Source organism: Thalassobacter sp. HA4-2, from assembly GCF_055693705.1.
Genome location: NZ_JBVFUK010000001.1, coordinates 501,562 through 526,449, shown reverse-complemented (window position 1 = coordinate 526,449; position 24,888 = coordinate 501,562). Strand labels below are relative to the sequence as shown.

Annotated in this window: 22 protein-coding genes, 1 other RNA gene and 3 pseudogenes; 10 read left to right on the top strand and 16 right to left on the bottom strand. The window is 61.7% G+C overall.

The window, feature by feature from the left end; translation table 11 throughout:
- Position 1: 1 nt before the first annotated feature.
- The 7 genes from ACZ1G0_RS02625 to fnrL form a co-directional block, all read right to left on the bottom strand.
- Entirely contained in the window at positions 2–481 is a 480-nt protein-coding gene (locus ACZ1G0_RS02625) for a FixH family protein (protein WP_472735514.1), read from the bottom strand.
- Entirely contained in the window at positions 478–1,899 is a 1,422-nt protein-coding gene (ccoG, locus tag ACZ1G0_RS02620; RefSeq protein WP_472735513.1) for a cytochrome c oxidase accessory protein CcoG, read from the bottom strand. Before ccoG ends, ACZ1G0_RS02625 begins: the two co-directional genes overlap by 4 nt.
- 209 nt (positions 1,900–2,108) lie before the next feature.
- Positions 2,109–2,987 (bottom strand): cytochrome-c oxidase, cbb3-type subunit III, encoded by an 879-nt coding sequence (gene ccoP, locus ACZ1G0_RS02615; RefSeq protein ID WP_472735512.1) that lies wholly within the window; start codon positions 2,985–2,987, stop codon positions 2,109–2,111.
- Positions 2,984–3,169 (bottom strand): cbb3-type cytochrome c oxidase subunit 3, encoded by a 186-nt coding sequence (locus tag ACZ1G0_RS02610; protein WP_472735511.1) that lies wholly within the window; start codon positions 3,167–3,169, stop codon positions 2,984–2,986. The genes ccoP and ACZ1G0_RS02610 overlap by 4 nt, the downstream gene beginning before the upstream one ends.
- A gap of 12 nt (positions 3,170–3,181) precedes the next feature.
- On the bottom strand, positions 3,182–3,907 hold the full coding sequence (gene ccoO / locus ACZ1G0_RS02605) for a cytochrome-c oxidase, cbb3-type subunit II (RefSeq protein WP_472735510.1): 726 nt from the start codon (positions 3,905–3,907) through the stop codon (positions 3,182–3,184).
- 12 nt (positions 3,908–3,919) lie between these two features.
- Positions 3,920–5,518, bottom strand: a complete 1,599-nt coding sequence (ccoN, locus tag ACZ1G0_RS02600; protein WP_472735509.1) for a cytochrome-c oxidase, cbb3-type subunit I — start codon at positions 5,516–5,518, stop codon at positions 3,920–3,922.
- Between the two features lie 327 nt (positions 5,519–5,845).
- Entirely contained in the window at positions 5,846–6,601 is a 756-nt protein-coding gene (fnrL, locus tag ACZ1G0_RS02595; protein ID WP_472735508.1) for a transcriptional regulator FnrL, read from the bottom strand.
- A gap of 62 nt (positions 6,602–6,663) precedes the next feature.
- Here fnrL and hemN point away from each other — a divergent pair, with 62 nt between their 5' ends.
- Positions 6,664–8,016, top strand: a complete 1,353-nt coding sequence (gene hemN, locus ACZ1G0_RS02590; protein ID WP_472735507.1) for an oxygen-independent coproporphyrinogen III oxidase — start codon at positions 6,664–6,666, stop codon at positions 8,014–8,016.
- On the opposite strand, the pseudogene ACZ1G0_RS02585 reads toward hemN, so the two are convergent.
- From ACZ1G0_RS02585 to ACZ1G0_RS02565, 5 genes and pseudogenes are all read right to left on the bottom strand, one after another.
- A pseudogene (locus ACZ1G0_RS02585) lies at positions 8,013–9,622 on the bottom strand (ABC transporter ATP-binding protein). The gene hemN and the pseudogene ACZ1G0_RS02585 overlap by 4 nt on opposite strands.
- Positions 9,619–10,710 carry an ABC transporter permease gene (locus tag ACZ1G0_RS02580; protein WP_472735506.1) on the bottom strand — a complete coding sequence of 364 codons (1,092 nt, stop codon included), beginning with the start codon at positions 10,708–10,710 and terminating at the stop codon, positions 9,619–9,621. Before ACZ1G0_RS02580 ends, ACZ1G0_RS02585 begins: the two are co-directional and overlap by 4 nt.
- A 1-nt stretch (position 10,711) precedes the next feature.
- Entirely contained in the window at positions 10,712–11,794 is a 1,083-nt protein-coding gene (locus ACZ1G0_RS02575; RefSeq protein ID WP_472735505.1) for a microcin C ABC transporter permease YejB, read from the bottom strand.
- Positions 11,795–13,651, bottom strand: coding sequence for an extracellular solute-binding protein (locus ACZ1G0_RS02570; RefSeq protein WP_472735504.1), 1,857 nt, complete (start codon positions 13,649–13,651; stop codon positions 11,795–11,797).
- Between the two features lie 162 nt (positions 13,652–13,813).
- Complete coding sequence (locus ACZ1G0_RS02565; RefSeq protein WP_472735503.1) at positions 13,814–14,338, bottom strand: c-type cytochrome; 525 nt, start codon at positions 14,336–14,338, stop codon at positions 13,814–13,816.
- A gap of 103 nt (positions 14,339–14,441) precedes the next feature.
- Here ACZ1G0_RS02565 and ACZ1G0_RS02560 point away from each other — a divergent pair, with 103 nt between their 5' ends.
- On the top strand, positions 14,442–15,281 hold the full coding sequence (locus ACZ1G0_RS02560; RefSeq protein WP_472735502.1) for a prephenate dehydratase: 840 nt from the start codon (positions 14,442–14,444) through the stop codon (positions 15,279–15,281).
- Positions 15,282–15,289: 8 nt separating this feature from the next.
- Here the strand turns inward: ACZ1G0_RS02560 and ACZ1G0_RS02555 are convergent, their stop codons facing one another.
- Positions 15,290–15,754, bottom strand: coding sequence for an SRPBCC family protein (locus tag ACZ1G0_RS02555; protein ID WP_472735501.1), 465 nt, complete (start codon positions 15,752–15,754; stop codon positions 15,290–15,292).
- Between the two features lie 45 nt (positions 15,755–15,799).
- Positions 15,800–16,737: pseudogene (gene nudC / locus ACZ1G0_RS02550) on the bottom strand (NAD(+) diphosphatase).
- A gap of 49 nt (positions 16,738–16,786) precedes the next feature.
- Between nudC and ACZ1G0_RS02545 the strand changes: the two are divergent.
- Positions 16,787–17,110: a hypothetical protein gene (locus ACZ1G0_RS02545; RefSeq protein ID WP_472735500.1), complete on the top strand. Its 324-nt coding sequence runs from the start codon at positions 16,787–16,789 to the stop codon at positions 17,108–17,110.
- Between the two features lie 37 nt (positions 17,111–17,147).
- Positions 17,148–17,246, top strand: an RNA gene (gene ffs / locus ACZ1G0_RS02540) — signal recognition particle sRNA small type.
- Positions 17,247–17,506: 260 nt separating this feature from the next.
- Here ffs and ACZ1G0_RS02535 read toward each other — a convergent pair.
- Positions 17,507–18,553 (bottom strand): ornithine cyclodeaminase, encoded by a 1,047-nt coding sequence (locus ACZ1G0_RS02535; RefSeq protein ID WP_472735499.1) that lies wholly within the window; start codon positions 18,551–18,553, stop codon positions 17,507–17,509.
- A gap of 5 nt (positions 18,554–18,558) precedes the next feature.
- On the bottom strand, positions 18,559–19,506 hold the full coding sequence (rocF, locus tag ACZ1G0_RS02530) for an arginase (protein ID WP_472735498.1): 948 nt from the start codon (positions 19,504–19,506) through the stop codon (positions 18,559–18,561).
- A 106-nt stretch (positions 19,507–19,612) separates the two neighbouring features.
- On the opposite strand from rocF, the gene ACZ1G0_RS02525 reads away from it, so the two are divergent.
- The 6 genes and pseudogenes from ACZ1G0_RS02525 (at position 19,613) to ACZ1G0_RS02500 (ending at position 24,861) form a co-directional block, all read left to right on the top strand.
- Positions 19,613–20,038: an Lrp/AsnC family transcriptional regulator gene (locus ACZ1G0_RS02525; protein WP_472735497.1), complete on the top strand. Its 426-nt coding sequence runs from the start codon at positions 19,613–19,615 to the stop codon at positions 20,036–20,038.
- Positions 20,039–20,078: 40 nt separating this feature from the next.
- The gene (locus tag ACZ1G0_RS02520; protein WP_472735496.1) at positions 20,079–21,830 is read left to right on the top strand and encodes a DNA polymerase III subunit gamma/tau; all 1,752 of its coding nucleotides are present in this window, start codon (positions 20,079–20,081) and stop codon (positions 21,828–21,830) included.
- A complete protein-coding gene (locus tag ACZ1G0_RS02515; RefSeq protein ID WP_472735495.1) occupies positions 21,806–22,192 on the top strand; it encodes a hypothetical protein in 387 nt (128 codons plus the stop codon). Before ACZ1G0_RS02520 ends, ACZ1G0_RS02515 begins: the two co-directional genes overlap by 25 nt.
- 245 nt (positions 22,193–22,437) lie before the next feature.
- The gene (locus tag ACZ1G0_RS02510) at positions 22,438–22,782 is read left to right on the top strand and encodes a YbaB/EbfC family nucleoid-associated protein (protein ID WP_472735494.1); all 345 of its coding nucleotides are present in this window, start codon (positions 22,438–22,440) and stop codon (positions 22,780–22,782) included.
- Positions 22,783–23,381: pseudogene (recR, locus tag ACZ1G0_RS02505) on the top strand (recombination mediator RecR).
- Between the two features lie 106 nt (positions 23,382–23,487).
- Positions 23,488–24,861 carry an EAL domain-containing protein gene (locus tag ACZ1G0_RS02500; RefSeq protein ID WP_472735493.1) on the top strand — a complete coding sequence of 458 codons (1,374 nt, stop codon included), beginning with the start codon at positions 23,488–23,490 and terminating at the stop codon, positions 24,859–24,861.
- The last annotated feature ends 27 nt before the right edge of the window (positions 24,862–24,888 follow it).

The window sequence follows — 24,888 nt, the reverse complement described above, 5'->3', positions numbered from 1 at the left end:
GTCAGCGACGCACCGCGAGCCCCATGTCGTAGCGGAAGGGCGTACCATCCGCCACGGTGCCGGTCAGACGCACAACCCAAGCGCCCGGTTCCAGATCAACGGTCCCGGCATAGCCACCGGCCACACGTTCCACGGGCAGCGCAATGTCATCCCGGTCGTGGGTTGGACGTCCGATCACAACGGTCACTTCGGCCACTTGGGGCGGCATCGCGGCAAGGCTGTCGATGTTCACGTGCACTGTGCCATTTTCGTAGGCGGCGGCGAAGGTCAGGCCCAGGGCTTGTTGCGCGGCCCGTTCATCGTCAAACGTCTGCGAGGCAATATAGCCGTTTTTGACCACCAGCCCGGGAAAGGTCGAGATCGCCGAATAGGCCATAAAGACGTTCACGGTGATGATGATCCCGAACATGGTGACCATGATGGCAAAGAATTTGCCGCCAGTCAGTTCCTTGACGGGGGTGTCCGTGTTGGTTGCAGTCATTCTGGTGTCCTCCCAAAGAATGCGGTGTCGGTGTGGGCGCGTTCCTCGTTGATGAAATCATCAACCCAGAAGCGCAGGTCCGTGCGGTGTTCGGCGGCCACGTCAGACCCACTAGGGGCAATAACGTAGACGCGTTGCAGGTATGTCTCATTGGCGGGCACGTAGGTGACTTGGCCGTCGCGCCCCTCCAGCTGGAGGATCAAGTCCTCGTCGCCCTTGATCGAGATGTAGAACGGCTTTTCCCGGCCAGACATATTGCGCAGGCGAATGTCGTAGGTGTTGCGGATGGACCCATCGGACAGGATCACGTTCACCGGGTTGCGGATCGGGGCCACGGTCATGTCGATGGCGGACCGCATGAACAGCAGGACCACGAGGGCTATACCGATCCCGCCCCAGAGCAGGGTGTAGATGATCGTGCGGGGGCGCAGGATGTGACTGATCACGGGTTTGATCGGCTCTCCTGCCCGTTCGCGGGTTTCGTCCGTCAGCGCCATGTAGTCGATCAGCCCGCGTGGCTTGCCGATCTTCTCCATGATGTCGTCGCAGGCGTCGATGCAAAGACCACAGGTGATGCAGCCCATCTGTTGCCCATCGCGAATGTCCACCCCCGTTGGGCAGACGTTCACACAGGCCATGCAGTCAATACAGTCCCCTGTGTCCGCGCTGCGCTTCTTGCCGCGCGGCTCTCCGCGCCAATCGCGGTAGGCCACGGTCAGGGTATCCTCGTCCATCATGGCACCTTGGATCCGGGGCCATGGGCAGGCGTACAGACAGATTTGCTCGCGCATGAACCCGCCAAAGATGAAGGTCGTCGCAGTCAGAATGGCGATCGTGGTGTAGGCGATCGGGTGCGCGCTGAAGGTCAGCAGGTCGCGCAGCAGGGTCGGCGCGTCGGTGAAGTAGAAAACCCATGCCCCACCGGTTGCGACCGAGATGAACAGCCAGACCGTCCACTTGGTCAGGCGCAGGCGCCATTTGCGGGCGTCCCACTTGGCCTTCCACAGACGCACACGGGCGTTGCGGTCGCCTTCGATCCAACGCTCCACGGCGATGAAAAGATCGGTCCAGACGGTTTGGGGGCAGGCATACCCGCACCACACCCGACCCAGGGCCGAGGTGAACAGGAACAGCCCCAAACCCGCCATGATCAACAGCATGGCGACGAAGTAGAATTCGTGGGGCCAGATCTCGACCCAAAAGAAGAAAAAGCGCCGCCCGGCCAGATCCAGCAGCACCGCTTGGTCCGGCAATTCTGGGCCGCGGTCCCAGCGAATCCACGGGACAAGGTAGTAGATGCCCAGCGTGACCAACATCACGCCCCATTTGAATCTGCGGAACCAACCTTTTACGTCACGCGGGAAGATGGGTTCTTGTGCGGCGTATAGAGATGGAGGCTTGTCCGGTGTCGTTGACATCGTGGGCTCGCTTTGGGTTGGGACGCCCGGAGAGGAGGGGAGTGGTGATCCGGGCACTACGTCTGTGATTCCCACACTAGCCCAGGACGACTGCACGCACCTTGACCTGTGTCAAAAAGCAAAACACCGGCCCCCTTGCGCGAACAGGCAGGGACCGGTGCTGTCTTTCCGGCAGACGGGAGGACCGCCGGAAAATGCGGGCGTAAGGCTTACTCGCCGCCGCCCAACTGGTGGACGTAGGCCGTGACGGCGCGGATTTCACCCTCGGTCAAACGCGTGTTCCACGATGGCATGACCCCGTAGCGCGCGTTGTTGACCGTATAGGTCAGCGCATCCACGGACCCGCCGTACAGCCAGATGGCATCGGTCAGGTTCGGCGCACCTTGGTAGATATCGCCTGTGCCATCTTCCATGTGACAGCTGGAACAATTGTCGAGGAACAGCTCGGTGCCCGCAGCCGCGAGGTCTGCATCATGGTCGGCCCCGGACAGGGCCCGGACGTAGTGCACGACCTGTGCCACTTCCTCTTCGGCCAAGATGTCGCCAAAGGCGGGCATCTGGCTGAAGCGGCTGTCAGGGTCTTCCTCTTGGCGGATGCCGTGGGCGATGGTCATCTGGATATCCTCCATCGTACCGCCCCAAAGCCAGTCGTCATCCAGCAGGTTGGGATAGCCCACCGCGCCTGCCGCACCGGACCCGTGACACTGCGCACACCATGTGCGGAAGATCGCGGCCCCGCCGTTGACGGCAAAGCCGTGCAAGTCGGCATCAGTCTCTGCAAGACCGGCCAGCTCTATGGTTTCCAGCTTGTCCCACTGGGGTTTCAACTGGGCCTCGACGGCGGCGATGTCAGCAGCGACTTCGCCTCGGGTGGAATAGCCCAGCAAACCGGGCGTGGCCTTCGACAGCATGGGCCACGCGGGGTACAGAACAACATAGATCAGCCCCCAGATGATACAGGCATAGAAAGTCCACAGCCACCAGCGGGGCATCGGGTTGTCGAATTCCTCGATCCCGTCCCAGCTGTGACCCGTTGTGTTCGGGTCACCTTCTTGGTGGGTTCTGGATTTTTTGTCGTGATCGCTCATGACTGATCCTCCTGATCGACGATGGGCCGATCCTCGTTGCGGAAGGGGGTGTTCGCGATGTCCTTGTGGATCTTGTTCGATCCGGGACGGAAGGCGAACAGGATGATCCCCATGAACAGCAGGAACATGGCCAGCAAACCAAAGCTGTCAGCGAATTCCCGGGTGATTGAATAGGTATCCATAATCAGGTCTCCTTAACGGCTTTCGTCGGCGATGAAGGTCGAGAAGTCGACCAGCGTGCCAAGCATTTGCAGGTAGGCCACAAGGGCATCCATTTCCGTGACAGCCTCTTGGCCATCGAAGTTACGGACTTGTGCCTTTGGATAGCGGGCGGTGATCGCATCCACGTCCCCCCATGGGTCGGTTTGCGCACTCACGTCTGCAACGGCGTTTTCCACCATTTCATCGGTGTAGGGCACGCCGACCATGCGGTGGGTGACGACCAGATCGCGGACCATCTCGGCGTCCACTTCGCGGTTCATCAAGAAGCCATAGCTGGGCATGATGGATTCAGGCACGACCGACTGGGGGTTGATCAGGTGATCCACATGCCAGTCGTCCGAATACCGACCGCCCACGCGGGCCAGATCAGGCCCGGTCCGCTTGGACCCCCACTGGAACGGGTGATCGTATTGCGATTCCGCCGCCAGCGAATAGTGGCCATAGCGTTCCACCTCGTCGCGCATGGGCCGGATCATCTGAGAGTGGCAGACATAGCAGCCCTCGCGGATGTAGACCTCACGCCCGGCCAGCTCCAGCGGGGAGTAGGGGCGCATGCCCTCTACATCCTCGATGGTGTTTTCCAGGTAGAACAGTGGCGCTATCTGGACGATCCCACCGATGGAGACTGTCAGGAAAGACAGCACCATCAGCAAGGTCACGTTACGCTCGATCTTACCGTGTTTGTTAAGGATAGACATCTGTTCGTCTCCTTATTCGGCGGGGACAGCTGCGCGGGTGTCGGCCTTGGCCTCGCCCTTCACAACAGTCATCCACAGGTTGTAAGCCATGATCAGCGAGCCGCCGAGGAACATTACCCCACCCAGGCCACGGACCACATACATTGGGAACTTGGCGGATACGGTGTCAGCAAAGCTGTTCACAAGGAACCCGTTGGCATCCACTTCACGCCACATCAGGCCTTCCATGATCCCGGTCACCCACATCGAGGACGCGTAGAGCACGATCCCGATGGTGGCCAACCAGTAGTGCCAGCTGACCAGTTTCAGCGAATAGAGCGACGTCTTGTTCCACAGTTTGGGGAACAGGAAGTACAGCATCCCGAAGGTGATCATGCCGTTCCAGCCAAGCGCGCCGGAGTGCACGTGCCCGATCGTCCAGTCGGTGTAGTGCGACAGGGAGTTCACGGCCTTGATCGACATCATCGGCCCCTCGAAGGTCGACATCCCGTAGAACGCGACCGAGGTCACCATCATCCGCAGCACGGGGTCCGTGCGCAGCTTGTCCCAGGCGCCTGACAGCGTCATCAGACCGTTGATCATCCCACCCCAGCTAGGCATCCACAGCACGATCGAAAACACCATGCCAAGGGTCGAGGCCCAGTCAGGCAGCGCGGTATAGTGCAGGTGGTGTGGACCGGCCCAGATATACAGGAAGATCAGCGCCCAGAAGTGGATGATCGACAGTTTGTACGAAAACACCGGACGGTCAGCTTGCTTGGGAATGAAGTAGTACATCATGCCCAGGAAGCCCGCAGTCAGGAAGAAGCCCACAGCGTTGTGGCCGTACCACCACTGGGTCATCGCATCCTGCACACCGGACATCACCTGAACAGAGCGCGAGCCATAGATCGACACGGGCAGGGACAGGTTGTTCACAAGGTGCAACATGGCCACGGTGATGATGAAGGCCAGGTAGAACCAGTTGGCCACGTAGATGTGCGGCTCTTTGCGTTTCACCAGCGTGCCCACGTAGACAGCCAGGAAGGCGACCCAGACGACGGTCAGCCAGATGTCGACGTACCACTCAGGTTCGGCGTATTCTTTGCCTTGGGTCCCGCCCAGGATGTAACCGGTTGCGGCCAGTACGATAAAGAACTGGTAGCCCCAGAACACGAACCACGACAGGTTCCCGCCCCACATGCGCGCAGCGGAGGTGCGCTGCACCACGTAGAACGCCGATGCGATCAGGGCGTTGCCCCCGAATGCAAAAATGACCGCCGATGTGTGCAGCGGGCGCAGACGGCCAAAGTTCAAATACCCTTGGGCCCATTCAAAGTTGAGCACCGGGAACGCCAGTTGGAACGCAATGAACGTCCCCGCAAGAAACCCGACGACACCCCAGAAAACGGTTGCGATGGCCGCAGCTCTCACTGGACCATCCATATATTCGTTCACGGGTGCTGGTTTCGGTTCATCTGTACGACGCAATTGCCAAAGGAACAGGCCCCCGGCGGTCACCATCACAAGGATGGCATGGACCAAGTATGCGACGTCGCGCGCGTAGTTGGCGGCGATTGCGGCACAAACCGTAATCACAGCCAGCACGAGCAGTTTGAGATAGTCTGACATCTCTTTCGACCCCTTTTGTAGTGCCCTGCCCCCCGTGAATTCGGGGGTTCGGGCTTTTGTCTATGGGTCAGAGATGGCGAAAGGCGCGGTCGCGAACCTTGATCCAAGTCAAAGAGCGACCATGGAACCCAGAAAGGGGGCCACGACAAAGAATAAGAACAGCGCAAGGTTCAACAGAACGCCCATCACCTCTAAGATATTGTAAATATTAGTTTATCTGGGGGCCATGCTATGGCCTTACCCCTAAAAGGCCAGTCCTGCAAAACGCTTAAAGGCCCCCCGCTCCGCAGATGGGGGACCAGATGTCACAGGCAAAGTGGAACAGGACTAGACTTCGAACCCACCGTCGTTGTCGTCGCCCGATTCTTCCATCAACCTGTTAAAATCAGGAACGATGATATGCCGCTTGCCCTGCAGTTGGATCACACCGTCCTTCTTGAGAGCGGACATTTGACGGCTTACGGTTTCCAAGGTCAGGCCCAGATAATCGGCCATCGCCTCGCGCGTCAGGGGCAGATCGAATGCCACTTGCGTGCCACTGGTCATGCCCCCCTGCAACGCTGCATCGCGCCGAGCGATAATGGACAGCAGACTGGCAATCTTTTCCCGCGCCGTCTTGCGACCCAGCAACAGCATCCATTCCCGGGCGGCGTCAAGCTCGTCCAGTGTCATCTCCAACAGCCGTTGGGAGATATGGGGCACGTCGTGCAACAACTCACCAAACGGCGCATGGCGGAAACAGCACAAGGTTACATCCGTCGTGGCAACCACATCATATGCGGCGCGCGGACGATTTGGCCGACCCAGGAAATCAGACGGCAACAGCAAGCCCACCATCTGACGGCGCCCGTCTTCCATGGTCTGGGTCAGCGTCGCAACGCCGTCAACGACCGACGCCACAAAGTCCAGCCGCTCTCCGGCCCAGGCGATTTGCTGCCCGGCCTCGAAGGTACGGTAGTACTTTATCGCTTCAAGCCGCTCTAGCTCGTCGTTCTCACACCTTGCACACACCGCCCGATGTCTGATCGGGCAATCACTACAATCCTGGTGCGCAGCCTTAGGTATGGTGACACTGCGGGTCATTTTGGTCTTTCAAGTTGATCTCGATCAAAGCCGAAACCGCTCCCCGCCTTCAGTGTAGGCTTATGATGGATCAAATACAACTCAAGCGATACGGACTTTTTGATGCAAAAGTCCCGCGCTATACCAGCTACCCGCCCTCGACAAAGTTTGCAGGCAACGTAGGCCCCGACACATTCAAGTCTTGGGTCACCGCAATCCCCCGCGGTTCGAAGGTGTCCGTCTACTTGCACGTTCCCTTTTGCCGCCGCCTGTGCTGGTTCTGCGCCTGCCGCACCCAAGGTGTCAGCAGCAACGATCCGGTCGTCACCTATGTGGACACCCTGCTGGAAGAAATCAAAACCCTACGCGCCACCCTGCCCCAAGGCGTCAGCCTGCAACGCCTCCATTGGGGCGGCGGTACGCCCACCCTGTTGTCACCGGATCTGATCCTGAAACTGGGCAAGGCGCTGCATGATATGCTGCCATTCGCGGAAGACGCTGAATTCTCGGTCGAAATAGATCCAAACGAGATTGATGCCGCACGCCTCGACGCGCTGGCGGCGATCGGGATGAACCGCGCCTCTATTGGGGTGCAGGACTTTGATCCAAAAATCCAAGAGATCATTGGCCGCGAACAATCCTACGAGGTGACAGAGGCCGCCGTGCAAGGCCTGCGCGCCGTCGGGGTCAACAGCCTGAACGCTGATATTCTGTTTGGCCTGCCCATGCAGACTCGCGAACGCCTGTCCCATTCCGTGCAGCAATTGCTGTCCCTGTCCCCGGACCGGGTGGCATTGTACGGCTATGCCCACGTGCCTTGGATGGCGCGGCGCCAAAGCCTGATCCCCACGGATCAACTGCCCACGCCCGAGGAACGCGTTAATCTGTTCAACACCGCGCGCCGCCTGTTCGCGTGGGACGGGTACGAGACGATTGGCATCGACCATTTCGCCCGCCCCACAGATTCGCTGGCCAAGGCCGCGAAGACAGGGCATCTGCGCCGCAACTTCCAAGGCTACACCGATGACACCTGTGATGTGTTGATCGGGTTGGGCGCGTCGTCCATCTCGCGCTTTCCGCAGGGTTATGCCCAGAACGAAAGTGCCACGGCCAAATACCAAAAGGCAGCGCGGGCGGGCGAATTCACCACCGCGCGCGGGCATGCCTTCACCAAGGACGACATCATCCGGTCGCGCATGATCGAAACGCTGATGTGCGATTGGCGGATCGATCGGGCGGAGATGCTGGCCATGGGGGCGGATGCTGCCCTTCTGGACATGCTGTTCGCCGAGGCTGCGACCAAGTTTGCCGGGGCTGTGGACGTCACACCCGCCGGGTTCGAGATCAAGCCAGAGGGCCAGGCCCTGTGCCGCATGATCGCCCGCGCCTTTGACGCCTACGACATGGAGGCCGGCAGCCACTCGGCGGCCTTCTAGGCCTCTTTGACAATCTCTGCGGCCTTCATGTCAAAGGCCGCGGCCATCAAGGCCCGGGTATATTCGGTTTGCGGCGCGTCAAAGATCTGCCCCGCATCCCCCGCCTCGACGATATCGCCGCGCTTCATCACCATCACCTTGTGCGACAGGGCGCGCACGACCTTTAGGTCGTGGCTGATGAACAGATAGGCCAGCCCGTATTTCTTTTGCAAATCCCGCAGCAGATCGACGATCTGCACCTGCACGGTCATGTCCAGGGCCGATGTCGGTTCGTCCAGCACCACCAGCTTGGGCCGCAGGATCATGGCCCGCGCGATGGCGATGCGCTGCCGCTGACCCCCGGAAAACTCGTGCGGGTAACGGTCCATCATGGACGGATCAAGACCCACTTCGGTCAGGATCTCTGCCACCAATTCGCGGTCCGAGCGCCCGTCGCCCAGATCATGGACCGACAGCCCTTCGGCCACGATCTGCGCAATGGTCATGCGCGGGGACAAGGACCCATAGGGGTCTTGGAACACGATCTGCATGTCCTTGCGCAAGGACCGCAGCTGTTTCGATTTCCAGCCCTGAATGTCTTGCCCCATGAACCGGATCGGCCCCTCGCTGGACACAAGGCGCATGATCGCCAGCGCAAGCGTCGTCTTGCCGGACCCGCTTTCGCCCACGATGCCGATGGTTTCGCCCGCGCGGATAGACAGGGTGGCGGCGTTGACGGCCTTCACGTGCCCCACGGTGCGGCGCAGGAACCCCGCCGTGATCGGGAACCAGATGCGCAGGGCGTCCGTTTCCACCATCACCTCGCCCCCGCAGGCGGCGCGTCCGGCGTGCCCGAGGGTTCGGCGGCCAGCAGGGTCTTGGTGTAGGGATGCTGGGGATTGGCGAAAATCTCGGCCGTGGGGCCGGTTTCCACGATCTCGCCGTTCTTCATCACACAGACCCGATCGGCGATCTTGCGCACAACGCCCAAGTCATGGGTGATGAACAAAAGGCTCATGCCCATGTCCCGTTTCAGATCCGCCAGCAAATCGAGGATTTGCGCCTGAATGGTCACGTCCAGCGCGGTCGTGGGTTCATCAGCGATCAGCAATTCCGGCCCATTGGCCAGCGCCATGGCGATCATCACCCGCTGGCGCTGCCCGCCGGACAGTTGGTGCGGATAGGCCGACAGGCGGCTTTCGGGATCATGGATGCCCACTTGGGTCAAAAGCTCGATCACCCTGTCCCGCGCCGCATCGCCCGTCAGGTCCTGGTGCAGGGCCAGGCTTTCGACGATCTGCTTTTCGATGGTGTGCAGCGGGTTCAGGGACGTCATCGGTTCCTGAAAGATAAAGCTGATGTCGTTGCCACGCACCCGGCGCAAATCCGCCTCGGACGCGCCGACCATTTCCGTGCCGCCATAGGTGATGGATCCCGACACGTCGGCAGACTCCGGCAACAGGGACACGGTGGACAGGGCGGTCACGGATTTGCCCGACCCGGATTCCCCCACCAACGCTACGGTTTCCCCCTGGGCCACGTCAAAGCTGACGCCACGCACGGCTTGGGAAACACCACCGTCTTGGCGGAACCCGATGCTAAGGTCTTTGATCGACAGAAGGCTCATGAAAAGGTCTTTCTGGGGTCGAACGCATCGCGCACCCCTTCGAACACGAACACCAGCAGCGACAGCATGATCGCAAAGGTGAAAAATGCCGTAAAGGCCAGCCATGGCGCCTGCAGGTTCTGCTTGGCTTGCAACGTCAGCTCGCCCAGGGACGGAGCAGAGGACGGCAGACCGAACCCGAGGAAATCCAGCGTCGCCAGCCCCCCAATGGCCCCCGTCACGATGAACGGCAGCATGGTGATCGTGGCGACCATGGCGTTGGGCAGGACGTGGCGGAACATGATGGTGGCATTGCTGACGCCCAAGGCGCGGGCCGCGCGGACATATTCGAAGTTCCGCGCGCGCAGGAATTCCGCACGCACCACACCCACCAGCACGGTCCAGCCGAACAGGACCGTCAGCCCGACCAACAGCCAGAAGTTCATGGGGATGATCGCCGCCACAATAATGATGATGTACAGGCTGGGGGTGGATCCCCAAATCTCGATCAAGCGTTGGAACAACAGGTCCACCCAGCCGCCAAAATATCCCTGCACCGCCCCCGCCGCGATGCCGATCACCGTGGTCAACAGGGTCACGATCAGCGCAAACAGGACCGACAACCGGAACCCATAGATCACCCGCGCCAGCACGTCCCGCGCCGTGTCGTCCGTGCCCAGCCAATGGTTGGCGTCCGGCGCACTGGGGGCAGAGCCGTCGATGTTGTTCACCGTGTTGTAGCTGTAGGGGATGATCGGCCACATGATCCAGCCCGCGTCGGGCAGGGATTGGGCCGTTTCGATCACCCCCTCGGGGTCGTCAAAACAGGTCTCTTGCCCGCCGGATATGATCAGGCATTGCACCTCGATATCCCTGTACACAGCCTCGGTGGCGAAATCGCCGCCAAAGGCCGTTTCGGGATAGAACGTGCGAAAGGGCGTGTAATACTCGCCCTCAAACTTGACCAACAGGGGTTTGTCGTTGGCGATCAGTTCGGCGCACAGGGTCAGGCCGAACAAAACCCCGAAGATCCAGAACGACCAAAACGCCCGCCGGTTCGCCTTGAAATTGCGCAAGCGCCGTTGGTTGAGCGGAGAGAGGAGGGCCATATCAGGTCTCCCTCGATGCAAAGTCGATGCGCGGGTCGATCCACACATAGGTCAGGTCGGAAATCAGGTTCACCACCAGCCCGATCAGGGTAAAGGCGAACAGCGTGCCAAAGATCACGGGGTAGTCGCGGGCCACTGTCGCCTCGAACCCCATGCGGCCCAGACCGTCCAGGCTGAAGATCGTCTCGATGATCAAGGACCCGCCGAAGAACACACCGACGAACAGGGCCGGAAAGCCGCTGATGATGATCAACATCGCGTTGCGGAACACATGCCCATACAGCACGCGGTTCTCGGCCAGCCCCTTGGCCTTGGCGGTCATCACGTATTGCTTCTTGATCTCGTCCAGAAAGCTGTTCTTGGTCAGCAGGGTCAGGGTCGCAAAGGCGGCGATCGTGCTGGCGGTCACGGGCAGAATGATGTGCCACAGGTAGTCCAGCACCTTGCCGATGGCCGACAACTCCTCCCAGTTATCAGACGTCAGGCCGCGCAGGGGGAACCATTGCAGGTAGGACCCGCCCGCGAACAACACCAGCAACAGGATCGCAAACAGGAAGCCGGGGATGGCATAGGCCACGATGATCAACCCGCTGGTCCAAGTGTCAAAGCTGGACCCGTCGCGTACTGCCTTGCGGATGCCCAAGGGGATCGAGATCAGATAGGCCAGCACCGTGGACCAAAGACCCAGCGTGATGGACACAGGCATTTTTTCCAGCACCAAGTCGACAACGCTGATGGACCGGAAATAGCTTTCGCCAAAATCGAACCGCATGTAGTCCCACATCATGGTCAGGAACCGTTCAAGGGGCGGTTTGTCGAACCCGAACTGCGCCTCTAGCTCTGCGATGAACTCGGGGGGCAGGCCGCGGGAGCCGAGATAGCCGCCCTCGCCACTGCTGTCGGCGGCCAACTCATTGGCGGCCCCGGATATGCCCGCCAGTACGTCGCCCTGCCCTTCGAGATTGGCAAGCACCTGTTCCACGGGGCCACCGGGCACGAACTGGATCAGACTGAAATTGATGATCATGATCCCCAGCAGCGTGGGGATCATCAACAGCAGACGTCGAAAGATATAGGCCGCCACTTACAGGGCACCCGCATCGCGCAGGGCCTGCGCCTTGTCGGCATCGAACCACCACAGGTCCAAAGTGCCCAAGGCCAAAGGCGGCAGGGGATCGGGATAGCTGTACTGGTCCCAATAGGCGACCCAATGGGTGTCCTTGAACCATTGGGGGATCCAGAAGCCATAGGCGCGCAAGGCACGGTCCAGCGCACGGGCGCGCGCCTCAACCTGTTCCAGTGTCTCGGCCCCGTCAAACGCCTCGATCAGTGCGTCGATGCCGGGGTCGCGCAGGGCCATCAGGTTGCGGCTGCTGTCCTCGGCGGTCTCGGAATGGAACCATTGTTTCAGGCTGGTGATCGTCGGCTCGTACCCTTGGGTCGGGGTATGGGTCGTCAGGTCCCAATCGCCGTTGCGGCGGCGTTCGATGTACTGGCTGACGTCGACGCGGTTCAGGCGCGCATTGATCCCCGCCCGTTTCAGGTTTTCCACGTAGGGGTTAATGATCCGGTCAAAGGCGGGCGAAAAGCTGAGGATTTCAAGGTCCAGCGTCTGGCCGTCCTTCACGCGGATCCCATCGGGACCGGACACCCAGCCCGCCGCCTCCAGATCCGCTGCGGCTGCGCGAAACGCCCGACGACCGGGCGCGTTGTCAGAGGCGCGGTTGGCAAAGGGCACGCGCGCCTCTTCGGTCAGGATCGCGGCATCCAGCAGACCTTCGTCCACCAAACGGGTCAACAGCGCCAACTCCTCACCCTCGGGCAGGCCGCGGGCTTGCAGGTTGGTGTTCTGCCAGAAACTTTCGGGGCGCTTGTACAGACCGTAGAACAAGGTCTCGTTCGCCCATTCGAAATTCAACATCCGGCTGACCGCATCGCGCACGCGGGGGTCCTGCCAGATCTCGCGCTTGAGGTTGAACACGAACCCCTGAGCGGACCCGATGGACCCGTCGGGCAGTTCCTCCTTCTTGACGAAACCGTTTTCCAGCGCCGGGAAATCATAGGCCGTTGCCCATTGCAGAGAGCTGTTCTCGATCCGCATGGTGTAGGTGCCCGCCTTGAACCCCTCCATCGCAGCGGCGGCATCGGCAAAGACCTCGACCCGGACGCTGTCGAAATTGTACCGTCCGATGTTGAACGGATGATCCGCCCCCCACCAATCGGGGTCACGCACATAGGTCACGGACCGGCCCATATCGACCTCGTCCAACACATACGGCCCGGTGCCAAGGAAGGGCACATTCTGGGTTTCATCCAGCCGCAGCGCGTTTTCCTCGAAGTGCGATTTGGAAAACGCAGTCGTCCCACCGGCAAAGCTGATCACATCGTTGCGCGGGGCCGTATCGGTGAAGGTGAATTTGATGCGGTGCGTGTCCAGCACCTCGACCGTGTCGATAAAACTGGACACGACGGCGCGGAATTCCGTGATCCCCTGTTCCATCACCAGATCAAAGCTGAACTTGATATCCTCGGCGGTCAGAGGGCGCCCGTCGGAGAAGGTCACGTCATCGCGCAGGTTGAAAATCACCCAGTCGCGGCTGGCGGGGTATTCCATGGTGGTGCACAGATAGCAGTAGGCGGCGTAGGGGTCGTCCGCGGCACTGGCAAGGATGCGTTCGGGGATCAGGGACCGCTGGGTCGTCTCTTCGACCCCTTTGCGCGTGTAGCCGCTGAAACTGTCAAAATTGGCTTGGGACCACAGGCTGATTTCACCGCCCTTGGGGGCATTGGGGTTCACATAAGGCAGATGCGGGATGTCGGGCCCATGCACAGGCGCGCCGAAATTCGTGTAGGCGTGGGTGACCGTGATATCCTCGGCCAACGCAGGCAGGGCCAGCATCCCCGCCGCCAGCGTCGCAATCCAACCGCGTGTCATCTGCATCTGCAATCCTCCGTGTTGTCCGGGCATCTTGGCCGCTTGTTTCCTTCACAAAAGGACGAAGGCCCGCAAACTTCAACCCACCTGACGTATCTGTGACAAGATTTAGGGCGCAGAATCAAAAAAGCCGCCCCCGGGGGCGGCTTTGACGCTTTGCAAGGCGACTTAGTTGAAGGTCGCGATGTAGGCGATCAGGTTCGCACGATCTTCCACGTCGGCCATGCCACGGTAGGCCATCTTGGTGCCGGGGGCGTATTCGCGTGGGTTCTCAAGGAAGGCGCTGATGTTCTCGGGCGTCCATGCGCCGTCTTGGGACAGCAGGGCGTCGGAATAGGCATAGCCGTCCGCCATGTGCTTTTCACGACCGACCAGACCGTGCAGGTAGGGGCCTGTGCCGTTCGCACCGGGCTCCAACTTGTGACAGGCTTGGCACTGACGCCACAGACGCTCGCCAGCACCGGCATCGGCAGCAGCGTAAACATCGGCAAATGCGACTTGGATCACTTCTTCGACTTCGCCCGGTTCATCCTCGGCAACTTGGATGTTCCAGCCCATCACGCGCTCTTCGCCTTTGTGGTGTTTGCCGCCCACATGGTACAGCCCCTCGGCAGCCCAGCCGCCCAGCATAAACACCAGCAGCGCCGCACAGAGGGAGCCGCCAACTTTCGTAATCGTCATCGTATCGAACATTGTTCGCCTCACTGTCGCTTGTTTGCGCGTATATGGGTCTTTCCCCGATGCAGGGCAAGGTGTACATGGCGCGACGAAACGCCCAACTTGAGGAAATAGCGCCATGACCGGACGGATTGCCTTCCAAGGAGAGCTTGGCGCCTATTCCCATCAGGCCTGCCGGGACGCCATGCCGGGCCTCGACCCCCTGCCCTGCCCGACTTTCGAATCGGCCATTGACGCCGTACGGGACGGGCGCGCGGATCTGGCAATGCTGCCCGTGGAAAACTCCACCTACGGGCGCGTGGCGGATATCCATTCCCTGCTGCCCGACAGCGATCTGCACATCATATCAGAGGCTTTCGTGCGCGTGCACATCAACCTGCTGGCCCTGCCGGGTGTTGCGTTACAGGACATCAAGGTCGCGCAATCCCACGTGGTGTTGCTGGGCCAGTGCCGGGATTTTCTGCGCGACAACGGCATCCGCCCGGAAATTGCCGCCGACACGGCGGGCGCGGCCAAGGACGTTGCGGCCTTGGGCGATGCAGGCACGGCGGCGCTGGCGTCCGAACTGGCGGGGGAGATTTACGGGCTGAACGTCCTGGCCCGTCACATCGAGGATCACGACAAGAACACCACGCGGTTCCTGTTGATGTCCCGGGACCCGGCGCAGACAAAACCCGACGGCCCGGTCAAAACCACTTTCGTGTTCCGCGTGCGCAATATCCCGGCGGCCCTTTACAAGGCCATGGGAGGATTCGCGACCAATGGGGTGAACATGACCAAACTGGAAAGCTACATGGTGGACGGACAGTTCACCGCGACCCAGTTTTATGCCGATATCGAAGGCCACCCGGACGATCCCGCCGTGGCCCGCGCGTTGGAGGAGTTGGCGTATTTCACCTCCATGATCAAGGTGCTGGGCGTCTACCCGGCGGACCCCGATCATTTCGGCAAAGGGTAGCCTGGGGCCTAGGCGTCGACCAGATAGCTTTCGCCGATCTTCTTGGCCAGTTTGGCGGTGCGGTTCTTGAACCGCTTTTCCAGCCGCCGCTTGGCCAGCCGCGCCGATTGCATCAGCAGACGCGCGCCAAGGGATTTCGGCTTCGCCTCCACCTCTATGGTCATGTGGCAGGTGTGCGGGGTCAGGGGCAGCAGGTCGATGTTGACCCAGATGTCCATGCCGTCCGACCCGCCGGAAAACCGAAACGCCTCGGGCGTGATCAACTGGTCCAATGCAAAGGTCATGCGCCGCTTGGTGCCGCGAAATGTGAACTCGCTGTCCCAACGGGTGCCTTGCACCATCGGCCCCTCGGGCGTGCGGGTGACCTTCACCTTGCGTTTTTTCGCCACCTCTCGCAGGCGATTGGACGTGCGGATGTGTTCGAACACATGTTCAATCGGGGCCTCGACCTCGTTCTTGGACTTGAATTTCATCGCCACACCTTTCGCCTGTTCCCCTAAGAATAGACCGCAAAACGATTACTGCAAAGTATCCGCCAACCAGTTTTCCAGCAGAAACTGCGCAATGGACCCTTTGCGCGCCGGGGTGATCACCGGATGGGCGCCGACAAACGCCTGTGCCATCTCCTCTCGTGTGACCCACAGGGCGTCCTCAATCTCTTCGGGGTCGATGTTGATTGCCTCGGACGTGGCCTGCCCGTGGCAGCCAAACATCAGAGAGGCGGGAAACGGCCAGGGCTGACTGGCGAGATAGCCCACCTCGCCCACGCGCACGCCGGTTTCTTCCCAGACCTCGCGGCGCACCGCGGCCTCCAGGGTTTCGCCGGGTTCGACAAAGCCCGCCAGCAGGGAATACATCCCCTCGGGCCAGCCCGGCGACCGGCCCACCAGAACGGAATTGCCGCGCGTGATCAGCATGATGACCACCGGGTCCGTGCGCGGGAAATGGAACCGCCCACAGGCCCCGCAGGTGCGCGACCAGCCCGCCTTGGTCACGTCACTGGCCGCGCCGCAGTTGGCGCAATGGCTGTGGGTGCGGTGCCATTCTACCATGGCGCGGGCGGTGGCGGCCAGTTCGGCGTCCCGGGCGGACACTTGAGTCATCACGCCGCGCAGCTCGCAAAAGGCGGCCCCCTTGGGCAGGTTGCGGTGGGTCTGTTCGGACGGATCGCTGAACCCCGTGCCCGCCAGATCGGCCCCATCCACGGTCCAACCCGACACATCCCGGGCCCAGATGCCGCCCTGAGCGTCTTGGCCCAAAAACACCTCCAGACCTTGGGGCGGCCCCTCGATATAGGCCAACCCGTCCCGGGCGGCGTTCATCGCCACCTTGCCGCGCCACAGGGGCAGCACACGCCCCCCGCACGCAAGCGACCCAGCGCCACCGGGTCCCGGCGCAGATCTTCGGCCCGGTCCAGACCGCTGCCCCCAAAGGTCACTGTTTCTGCGTGTTTCATGGCCCCTGGCTCCCTTGCCTCGCGTTCGGCCCGGGTGTAGCCAGACGTCATGTTCAAGTACATAGCCTACGCCCTGATCGCCGCCACACTGGCCCTTGTGTTCACCAAACCGACCCAGGACGGGGTCGAGGCCTTGTTGAAGGACCAGACCCTGACAGCGGTGCAAAACACCGACGTGAACCTGGCCGACATGGGGCTGGACGGGGCGCTGGTCACCCTGTGCAAACTGCAACCCAACGCCTGTTGGGACGTGATCCGGGGCACCACGACGATCAGCTACGATGACCGCTACGTCTATGCCCGGGTGGGTGTGGACGGGCTGGGCGACCCGCAGACCTGCTACGCCCTGGCACGCAGCCTGTTTTGCCTGTGATCTTGCAACGGGGCGCGACTCTGTCTATGTGAAGGGCCGAGGGGTTGGCGCGGGCAAGTGCCTCGCCAACCTGGTCAGGTCCGGAAGGAAGCAGCCACAACGAGCCCCACTTGGGTCGATGTCCAACCTCTCACCCCAGCGTACCGCGAAGCGGTGCGCGTCGCCCGGCCGACGGTTTTCTGCAAGAAAACCTGTCGAGAGGGTCAGGCAAGATAACAGATCCAGCACAGGTTCGCGGCAGTCGCATGTGCAAAGCACATGCTGGCGAGAGCGTGTTTATCACGCAGTGGTGCGCGTTGCGCGACAGGCGCAAGGCCTACCTCTTTTCCCGCGCCGCGCTTCCTAATTTTTCGCATGAAAAATTGCACCAATCGAATTTTCGTACGAAAATTCGCATCACCCCGCCCGCTGCACCATCCCGAACAAATCGCGCGGATCGTCCGGGTCCGCCAGCATGTCCAGCGCCTGAAACAGGCCCGTGTCCTGCAACTGCGCCCGCACGTAACACAGGGCCGAGAAATCCTCGATCGCAAAGCCCACCCCGTCGAACAGGGTGATCTGCCGATCGGACGTGCGGCCCGGCGCGGCGCCTGTGATCACCTCCCACATCTCGGTGACGGGGAAATCGGCGGGCATTTGCTGGATCTCGCCCTCGATCCGGGATTGTTCGGGGAATTCCACGAACACGCTGGACCGTTCCAGAATCGCCGGGTGCAATTCGGTCTTGCCCGGGCAGTCGCCGCCGATGGCGTTGATGTGCACGCCCGCGCCCACCATGTTGTCGGTCAGGATGGTGGCGTATTGCTTGTCGGCGGTGCAGGTGGTGATGATCTGCGCGCCCTCGATCGCCTGTTCGGCGGTCTGGCACGCCACCACCCGAATGCCCTGTCCCCGCAGGTTGCCCACGGCCTTGGCGGTGGCGGCGGGGTCGATGTCGTACAGGCGCACTTCCTCGATGCCGACCACGGCCTTCATGGCCAGCGCCTGAAACTCCGACTGCGCGCCATTGCCGATCATGGCCATGACCGTTGCCCCCTTGGGGGCCAGGTGCCGCGCCACCATGGCGCTGGTCGCCGCCGTGCGCAGGGCCGTCAGCACCGTCATTTCCGTCAGCATCACCGGATAACCCGTGTCCACCTGCGCCAGCACGCCAAAGGCGGTGACCGTTTGCAGGCCGTCGCGGGTGTTCTTGGGGTGGCCGTTGACGTATTTGAACCCATACACCTCTCCGTCCGAGGTGGGCATCAGTTCGATCACGCCTTCGGCCGAATGGCTGGCCACGCGGGGGGTCTTGTCGAATTGCGGCCAGCGCCTGAAATCGGCCTCGATGGCGTCGGCCAGCCCGCGCAACATGTTTTCCAATCCGATGTGGTGGATCAGGCGCATCATGTTCTCGACGCTGACAAAGGGGACATAGGCAAGATCAGAGGGCAGATTGGTCATAGGGATCACCGTTGCAAAAAGGGACGTGTGGGGCGGTCGAACACGCGCCGCCCCAAAAGGGAGGCGGTCAGATCCACCATCAGGCTGGCCGTGCGGCCGCGTTCATCCAGAAAGGGGTTCAGTTCCACCAGATCGAGGGAGGTCACAAGGCCGCTGTCGCACAGCATTTCCATGACCAGATGCGCCTCGCGCAGGGTGGCACCGCCGGGCACCGTGGTGCCCACGGCGGGGGCGACACCGGGGTCGAGGAAATCTACATCCAGCGAGACATGCAGCGCCCCGCCCGCCTGCGCCACCCGCGCCAGGAAGTCGGCCAGGGGACGGGCAATGCCGCCCTCGTCAATCATGCGCATGTCCACGGCCGTCATGTCCGTGGCGGCCAGGGTCGCGCGTTCCGCCGGGTCCACAGACCGCAGACCCAACAGCGCGACCCGGTCCGATGGCACCGGCTGCGGCATCGGCGGGAAGGCGTCGAACCCCGGCGCCCCGGTGATATAGGCAAGCGACGTGCCATGCAGGTTGCCAGACGTCGTGGTGACGGGCGTGTGCAGGTCGGTATGGGCATCAAGCCACAGCACGAACAGCGGCTTGTCCGTGGCCTGCGCCACCCCCGCCACGGTGCCCATGGACAGGGCGTGATCCCCGCCCAGAAAGATCGGGAACCCGTCCCTTGCGGCGGCCTGCGCGGCCTGCGTCAGGGCGCGGGTCCAGGCCACCGTCTCCGCCAAGGCGTGCAGAGGACTATCGGGGTGGGTTTCGGGGGGCTTTTCGGGGTGGGTTTCGGGGTGTTGCGGGATTGCCACATTGCCCCGGTCGCTGACCCGGTGCCCAAGGTCGGTCAGGGTCTCGGTCAGGCCGGCGGTGCGATAGGCATCGGGCCCCATCATGCAGCCGCGCCTGCGCTTGCCACAATCCACGGGCGCGCCGACCAATATGCAGTTTTGCTTGTCCATGGGCCTCTCCTTTCCCCTGTTTTCCGCGCAATTCGGGGTATAAAATAGGGCTCTAACTGGCTATATCGGACGCAAGTTATCCAATTCGGGAGTCGTAGCGATCAATATGGACAGTCACGACCGCGCCATCATCGCAGAACTGCGCCGCAACGCCCGCGCGTCCCTGTCGGACCTTGAAACGCTGGTGGGCCTGACCCGCGCCACGATCCGCGCGCGGATGAAAAAGCTGCAAGATCAGGGGGTTATACTGGGGTACTCCGTGGTTCTGGCCGAGGATACGCAGACACATCCGGTCCGTGCGATGATGATGCTGGGGATCGAGGGGCGGGGCCTGGACCGCATCGCCCGCACCTTACGCGGCTTGGGCCCTGTGCGCGCCGTGCATTCCACCGTCGGGAAGTGGGACCTGATCGTGGAGTTGGGGGCGCAAACCCTTGAAGAACTTGACAAAGTTGTGACTGCGATCCGGCGCTACGAAGGGGTGACGACGTCCGAGACGAACTTGATGCTGACCACCAAACTGACGTCCTAACGCACTGGACCCCGGCCCCCACCCTGCTATCGTAGCGGCCATGACACAGCAGCCCGCCTATCAGGTCCTCGCCCGCAAATACCGCCCCGCCACCTTTGCCGACCTGATCGGCCAGGAGGCCATGGTCCGCACCCTGCGCAACGCCTTCGAGGCGGATCGCATCGCCCAGGCCTTCATCATGACGGGCATCCGCGGCACCGGCAAAACCACCACCGCGCGCATTATTTCCAAGGGGATGAACTGCATTGGCCCCGACGGCACCGGCGGCCCCACGACCGATCCCTGCGGGACCTGCGAACACTGCATCGCCATCGCCGAGGGGCGCCATGTGGACGTGATGGAAATGGACGCCGCCTCTCGCACAGGGGTGGGCGATATCCGCGAAATCATTGATTCCGTTCACTATCGTGCGGCATCGGCACGCTATAAGATCTACATAATCGACGAGGTGCACATGCTGTCCACCTCTGCCTTCAACGCCCTGCTCAAGACGTTGGAGGAACCGCCCGAACACGTCAAATTCATCTTTGCCACCACGGAAATCCGCAAGGTCCCCGTGACCGTCCTGTCGCGCTGCCAAAGGTTTGACCTGCGCCGGATCGAGCCTGAGGTGATGATCGCCCATCTGCGCAAAATCGCGGACCTTGAGGGCGCAGAAATCGCTGACGACGCCTTGGCCCTGATCACCCGCGCCGCCGAAGGGTCGGTGCGCGACGCCATGTCCCTGCTGGATCAGGCCATCAGCCACGGCGCCGGTGAGACGACCGCGATCCAGGTCCGCGCCATGCTGGGGCTGGCGGACCGGTCTCGGGTGCTGGACCTGTTCGACCTGATCATGAAGGGAGAGGCCGCCGCCGCCCTGTCGGAACTGTCGGCCCAATACGCCGACGGGGCCGACCCGCTGGCGGTGCTGCGCGATCTGGCGGAAATCACCCATTGGGTCAGCGTGATACAGATCACGCCCGACGCCGCCGATGACCCCACCATCGCGCCCGAAGAACGCACCCGGGGCCAGGCCATGGCCGAGGCCCTGCCCATGCGCGCCATGACGCGCATGTGGCAGATGCTGCTCAAGGCCCTCGAAGAAGTCGCCGCCGCCCCCAACGCCATGATGGCCGCGGAAATGGCAATCATCCGCCTGACCCATGTGGCTGACCTGCCAAGTCCCGATGACCTGATCCGCAAACTGCAGGCCGCGGCCCCGGCCAGTACCGCCGCCCCAGCCCGCGCGCCCGCTGGCCCGAACGGCGGCGGTGCAGTATCCGCAGCGCCTCCGGACCTTGCAGCCCAGAACACGGCACGCAGGGCCGCGTCCGGCACCGCTCTCGCCGCCGCCGTTGCACACGCGCCGGGGTTGGAACGCTACGCAAGCTTTGACCACGTGGTGGACCTGATCCGCACCAAACGCGAAGTGAAACTGCTGATCGAGGTGGAAACCGGCGTCCGGTTGGTCAGCTATGCCCCCGGTCGGATCGAGTTCGAACCCGCGCCCAACGCCGCGCCCGACCTTGCACAACGCTTGGGCCAACGCCTGCAAGGCTGGACCGGCAACCGCTGGGCTATTTCAGTCGTGTCGGAGGGCGGCAAACCCACCATCGCCGAGGACCGCGACGCCGAAGAAGCAGCCCTACAGGCCCAAGCCCAGGATCACCCGATGATGCAGGCGGTTCTCGCGGCCTTCCCCGGGGCCAAGATCATCGACATCAAGACCCCCGAACAAATCACCGCCGAGGCCCAAGCCGACGCCCTGCCAGAGGTGCCCGACGAATGGGACCCCTTCGAAGAGGGCTAGCGCTGGCCCTGCTGCTGCCCTCGGCAGCACGGGCCGAAGTGTGCGACAAGGAACGCCCCACGTGGGACGGGACCCCGGTGTCCCCGTGGGACGAACTGCTCTACCTTGCCACAACAGGGCCAGTGTTGTTTGCAATCGGTGCCACCGCCATGGCCATCGCCTTTCGCAGCGCCTCTGGCGGAATGGTCGCCTGCGTGATCTGGGCGTTCCTCAGCTACTTCCTGCTTGCACCGGACCCCACGGGCCTTGACGCCGCCGCAATCCTCGAAGGCTGCCGGGGGCACCCATGGGCCGCCATCGCTGCAGCCGCTGGCCTATGCATCGGCACTGTCCTTTGGACCATGCCCAAACCCAAGACCTGATGCCCCTTCATTGGGTTCGAAATACCCCGGGAGTGTGAGGGTGGAACCCTCCCGCAGGGCAAGGGGCTCGATGCCCCGCCGCACTGCCCCTCCGGTTTTGGTAAGGCGTCACTGACATTCATCAACCTTCGCCCGAGCGCGGTATTGCGGGATAGCAAGGATGGTGAACGCCCGTTGCGACCCAGCCGCCGGGCCGCTAGTCTGTCATGTGAAACTGACACGCACTCACGACGATAGGACGCGCAATGCTAAAAGGACTAGGCCAACTTGGCGACATGGCGGGCATGATGAAAAAAGCCCAGGAAATGCAGACCAAGATGGCAGAGATGCAGGAGAACTTGGCCTCGATCACCGTCACCGGCGAGTCCGGCGCTGGCCTTGTCAAGGCGACCGCAACCGCCAAGGGCGAGCTGACGGCGCTGGATATCGACCCCACGATCTTTGATCCCAACGAGAAAGAAGTCGTAGAAGACCTGATCCTCGCCGCCATCAAGGACGCCCAGACCAAGGCCGCCGAGAAAAGCCAATCGGAAATGCAGGCCCTGACTGAAGGCATGGGCCTGCCCGCCGGCATGAAGCTGCCGTTCTAAATGGCCAACGGCACGGCGGACCTTGAGGCGCTGATTGAACTGATGGCCAAGCTGCCCGGGCTTGGCCCCGATCCGCGCGACGGGCCGTATTGCACCTGCTGAAAAAGCGGGACCAACAGATGCTGCCCTTGGCACGCCTGTTAACCCAAGTCTCTGAAACGGCACGCAATTGCCTGAACTGCGGGAACATCGGCACCACCGATATCTGTCCCATTTGCGCGGCTGACAAGCGGGCGACGGGCCAGATTTGCGTGGTCGAGGATGTGGCGGATCTGTGGGCCATGGAACGCGCGCAGGTGTTCAAGGGGCGCTATCACGTGCTGGGGGGCACCCTGTCGCCACTGGATGATATCGGCCCCGAGGATCTGCACCTGCCCAAACTGCGTGATCGCATCACGACTGAGGGCATCTCCGAACTGATCCTTGCCCTTAACACCACGATGGAGGGGCAGACCACCGCCCACTATATCGCCCAAGATTTTGAGAGTACGGGCGTTTCCATCACGACCCTAGCCCAAGGCGTTCCTATCGGTGGCGAGCTGGATTATCTGGATGATGGTACAATCGGTGCCGCGCTGACCTCTCGCAAGGCGATCTAGTCCACGCCGGCAGAAAACGTTTTGACGCGCAGCCGTACCGGGGTAAGTGTTGTTTTTATTCTGGTGCATTTTGATCCATCCGCTCCTCATCGTTGTGCCTATTTGGGTGGCCGTTCCGGCCTTTCTGACTACCGGCATCGTCGTTCTGTTCCTTTGGCGACGTTTGCGCGCCATAGAGGGTCGGAATGCAGCGCTGTTGTCAGAAGTGTCAGAAGACCACATGACCCACGCCAAAAGCCGCCGATTTCTTGCGGAATATGTTGATGGGACCGAGCATAGCGCGCCCATCTCTCTGATATATATGGATATCGACGATATGCGGTCGGTCAACGATGGCTATGGACGTCAGGTGGCGGACCACCTGATCATCGCCATAAGCAAGACCATACAAGACCACTTGACCGCCCCCGATTTCGTGGCCCGGCTCAGCGGCGATGAATTCTGCATCGTCCATCACGCACCCTGGCAAGGCGCGCGCCTTTTGGCGGATCGACTGTTGCCTGCCATTGCCCAAACGCGGGCACCCACCGGGACAGAGGTGCATCGCACCACGTCGATCGGTATCGCCGAAGTCACTCGCGAAGAAACCTTGATCGACGGCTTGATCGTCGCAGAGAGCGCCCTGCACGCGGTCAAGAAACGGGGCGGCAACGCCGTTCAGGTCGCAGATCACGAAATCTTTGCCAACCTCGCCAAACGCCGCGCCAAACCGACGCTGGAGCAATTACGCCAAGCGGTGGAGGACCGCGAGATCACCTACCACGTGCAACCCATTTGGGACTTGCAAGAGGGCCATGCCGTAGGCGTGGAGGCGCTGATCCGCTGGATCAAGGATGACAGCGTGACGTTGCTGCCTGAAGACTTCATTGACATCATGACCAGCAACTACCGCCACTCTGTCCGCCCTCCCTTGGAAGAGGCAAACGGCACCGGGCGCAGCTTTGCCATGTTGGATCGGCCCATCTATTGCGCGTTCAACATCTCTAGCCGCTTCATGGAACAGCACCGTAAACGGTCCAAGACGTGGGCCGCAGAACTGTTGAACGGTCTGCCTGCGGAACACACCGTTTTCGAGATCACCGAGACGACGGTGATCAACGACCCCGACCATGCCCGCGCCCTCGTGGCCGATCTGCGCGAGGCCGGCATTCGCGTGGCTTTGGATGACTTCGGAACAGGTCTGTCAAATTTGGAACGCCTGCGCGACTATCCCGTGGACATCGTGAAGGTGGACCGCAGCTTTATCCGCGCCTTGACCGAGGACGAACGCAAGTCTTCCATTATCAGAGGCTTGGTCAGTTTGGGCGCCGATCTGGGGTTCGACATCATCGCCGAAGGAATCGAGACCGAGGCAGAATTGGAAGCCGTCCGCAGCTTGGGCGTGCGCTATGCTCAAGGGTTTTTGCTGGGTCGCCCAAACACGGCAGAATATTGGGTGGAAAGGTTGGATGATCGAACGATTGCCCCAAAAAGTTCATAGTCATCACATAGATCGACCCCGCAATAC

Bases quoted from the DNA above. Each gene is read 5' to 3' on its own strand.
- ACZ1G0_RS02625 (WP_472735514.1), bottom strand. From the start codon at position 481: ATGACTGCAACCAACACGGACACCCCCGTCAAGGAACTGACTGGCGGC.
- ccoG (WP_472735513.1), bottom strand. From the start codon at position 1,899: ATGTCAACGACACCGGACAAGCCTCCATCTCTATACGCCGCACAAGAA.
- ccoP (WP_472735512.1), bottom strand. From the start codon at position 2,987: ATGAGCGATCACGACAAAAAATCCAGAACCCACCAAGAAGGTGACCCG.
- ACZ1G0_RS02610 (WP_472735511.1), bottom strand. From the start codon at position 3,169: ATGGATACCTATTCAATCACCCGGGAATTCGCTGACAGCTTTGGTTTG.
- ccoO (WP_472735510.1), bottom strand. From the start codon at position 3,907: ATGTCTATCCTTAACAAACACGGTAAGATCGAGCGTAACGTGACCTTG.
- ccoN (WP_472735509.1), bottom strand. From the start codon at position 5,518: ATGTCAGACTATCTCAAACTGCTCGTGCTGGCTGTGATTACGGTTTGT.
- fnrL (WP_472735508.1), bottom strand. From the start codon at position 6,601: ATGACCCGCAGTGTCACCATACCTAAGGCTGCGCACCAGGATTGTAGT.
- hemN (WP_472735507.1), top strand. From the start codon at position 6,664: ATGATGGATCAAATACAACTCAAGCGATACGGACTTTTTGATGCAAAA.
- ACZ1G0_RS02580 (WP_472735506.1), bottom strand. From the start codon at position 10,710: ATGGCCCTCCTCTCTCCGCTCAACCAACGGCGCTTGCGCAATTTCAAG.
- ACZ1G0_RS02570 (WP_472735504.1), bottom strand. From the start codon at position 13,651: ATGCAGATGACACGCGGTTGGATTGCGACGCTGGCGGCGGGGATGCTG.
- ACZ1G0_RS02565 (WP_472735503.1), bottom strand. From the start codon at position 14,338: ATGTTCGATACGATGACGATTACGAAAGTTGGCGGCTCCCTCTGTGCG.
- ACZ1G0_RS02560 (WP_472735502.1), top strand. From the start codon at position 14,442: ATGACCGGACGGATTGCCTTCCAAGGAGAGCTTGGCGCCTATTCCCAT.
- ACZ1G0_RS02555 (WP_472735501.1), bottom strand. From the start codon at position 15,754: ATGAAATTCAAGTCCAAGAACGAGGTCGAGGCCCCGATTGAACATGTG.
- ACZ1G0_RS02545 (WP_472735500.1), top strand. From the start codon at position 16,787: ATGTTCAAGTACATAGCCTACGCCCTGATCGCCGCCACACTGGCCCTT.
- ACZ1G0_RS02535 (WP_472735499.1), bottom strand. From the start codon at position 18,553: ATGACCAATCTGCCCTCTGATCTTGCCTATGTCCCCTTTGTCAGCGTC.
- rocF (WP_472735498.1), bottom strand. From the start codon at position 19,506: ATGGACAAGCAAAACTGCATATTGGTCGGCGCGCCCGTGGATTGTGGC.
- ACZ1G0_RS02525 (WP_472735497.1), top strand. From the start codon at position 19,613: ATGGACAGTCACGACCGCGCCATCATCGCAGAACTGCGCCGCAACGCC.
- ACZ1G0_RS02520 (WP_472735496.1), top strand. From the start codon at position 20,079: ATGACACAGCAGCCCGCCTATCAGGTCCTCGCCCGCAAATACCGCCCC.
- ACZ1G0_RS02515 (WP_472735495.1), top strand. From the start codon at position 21,806: ATGGGACCCCTTCGAAGAGGGCTAGCGCTGGCCCTGCTGCTGCCCTCG.
- ACZ1G0_RS02510 (WP_472735494.1), top strand. From the start codon at position 22,438: ATGCTAAAAGGACTAGGCCAACTTGGCGACATGGCGGGCATGATGAAA.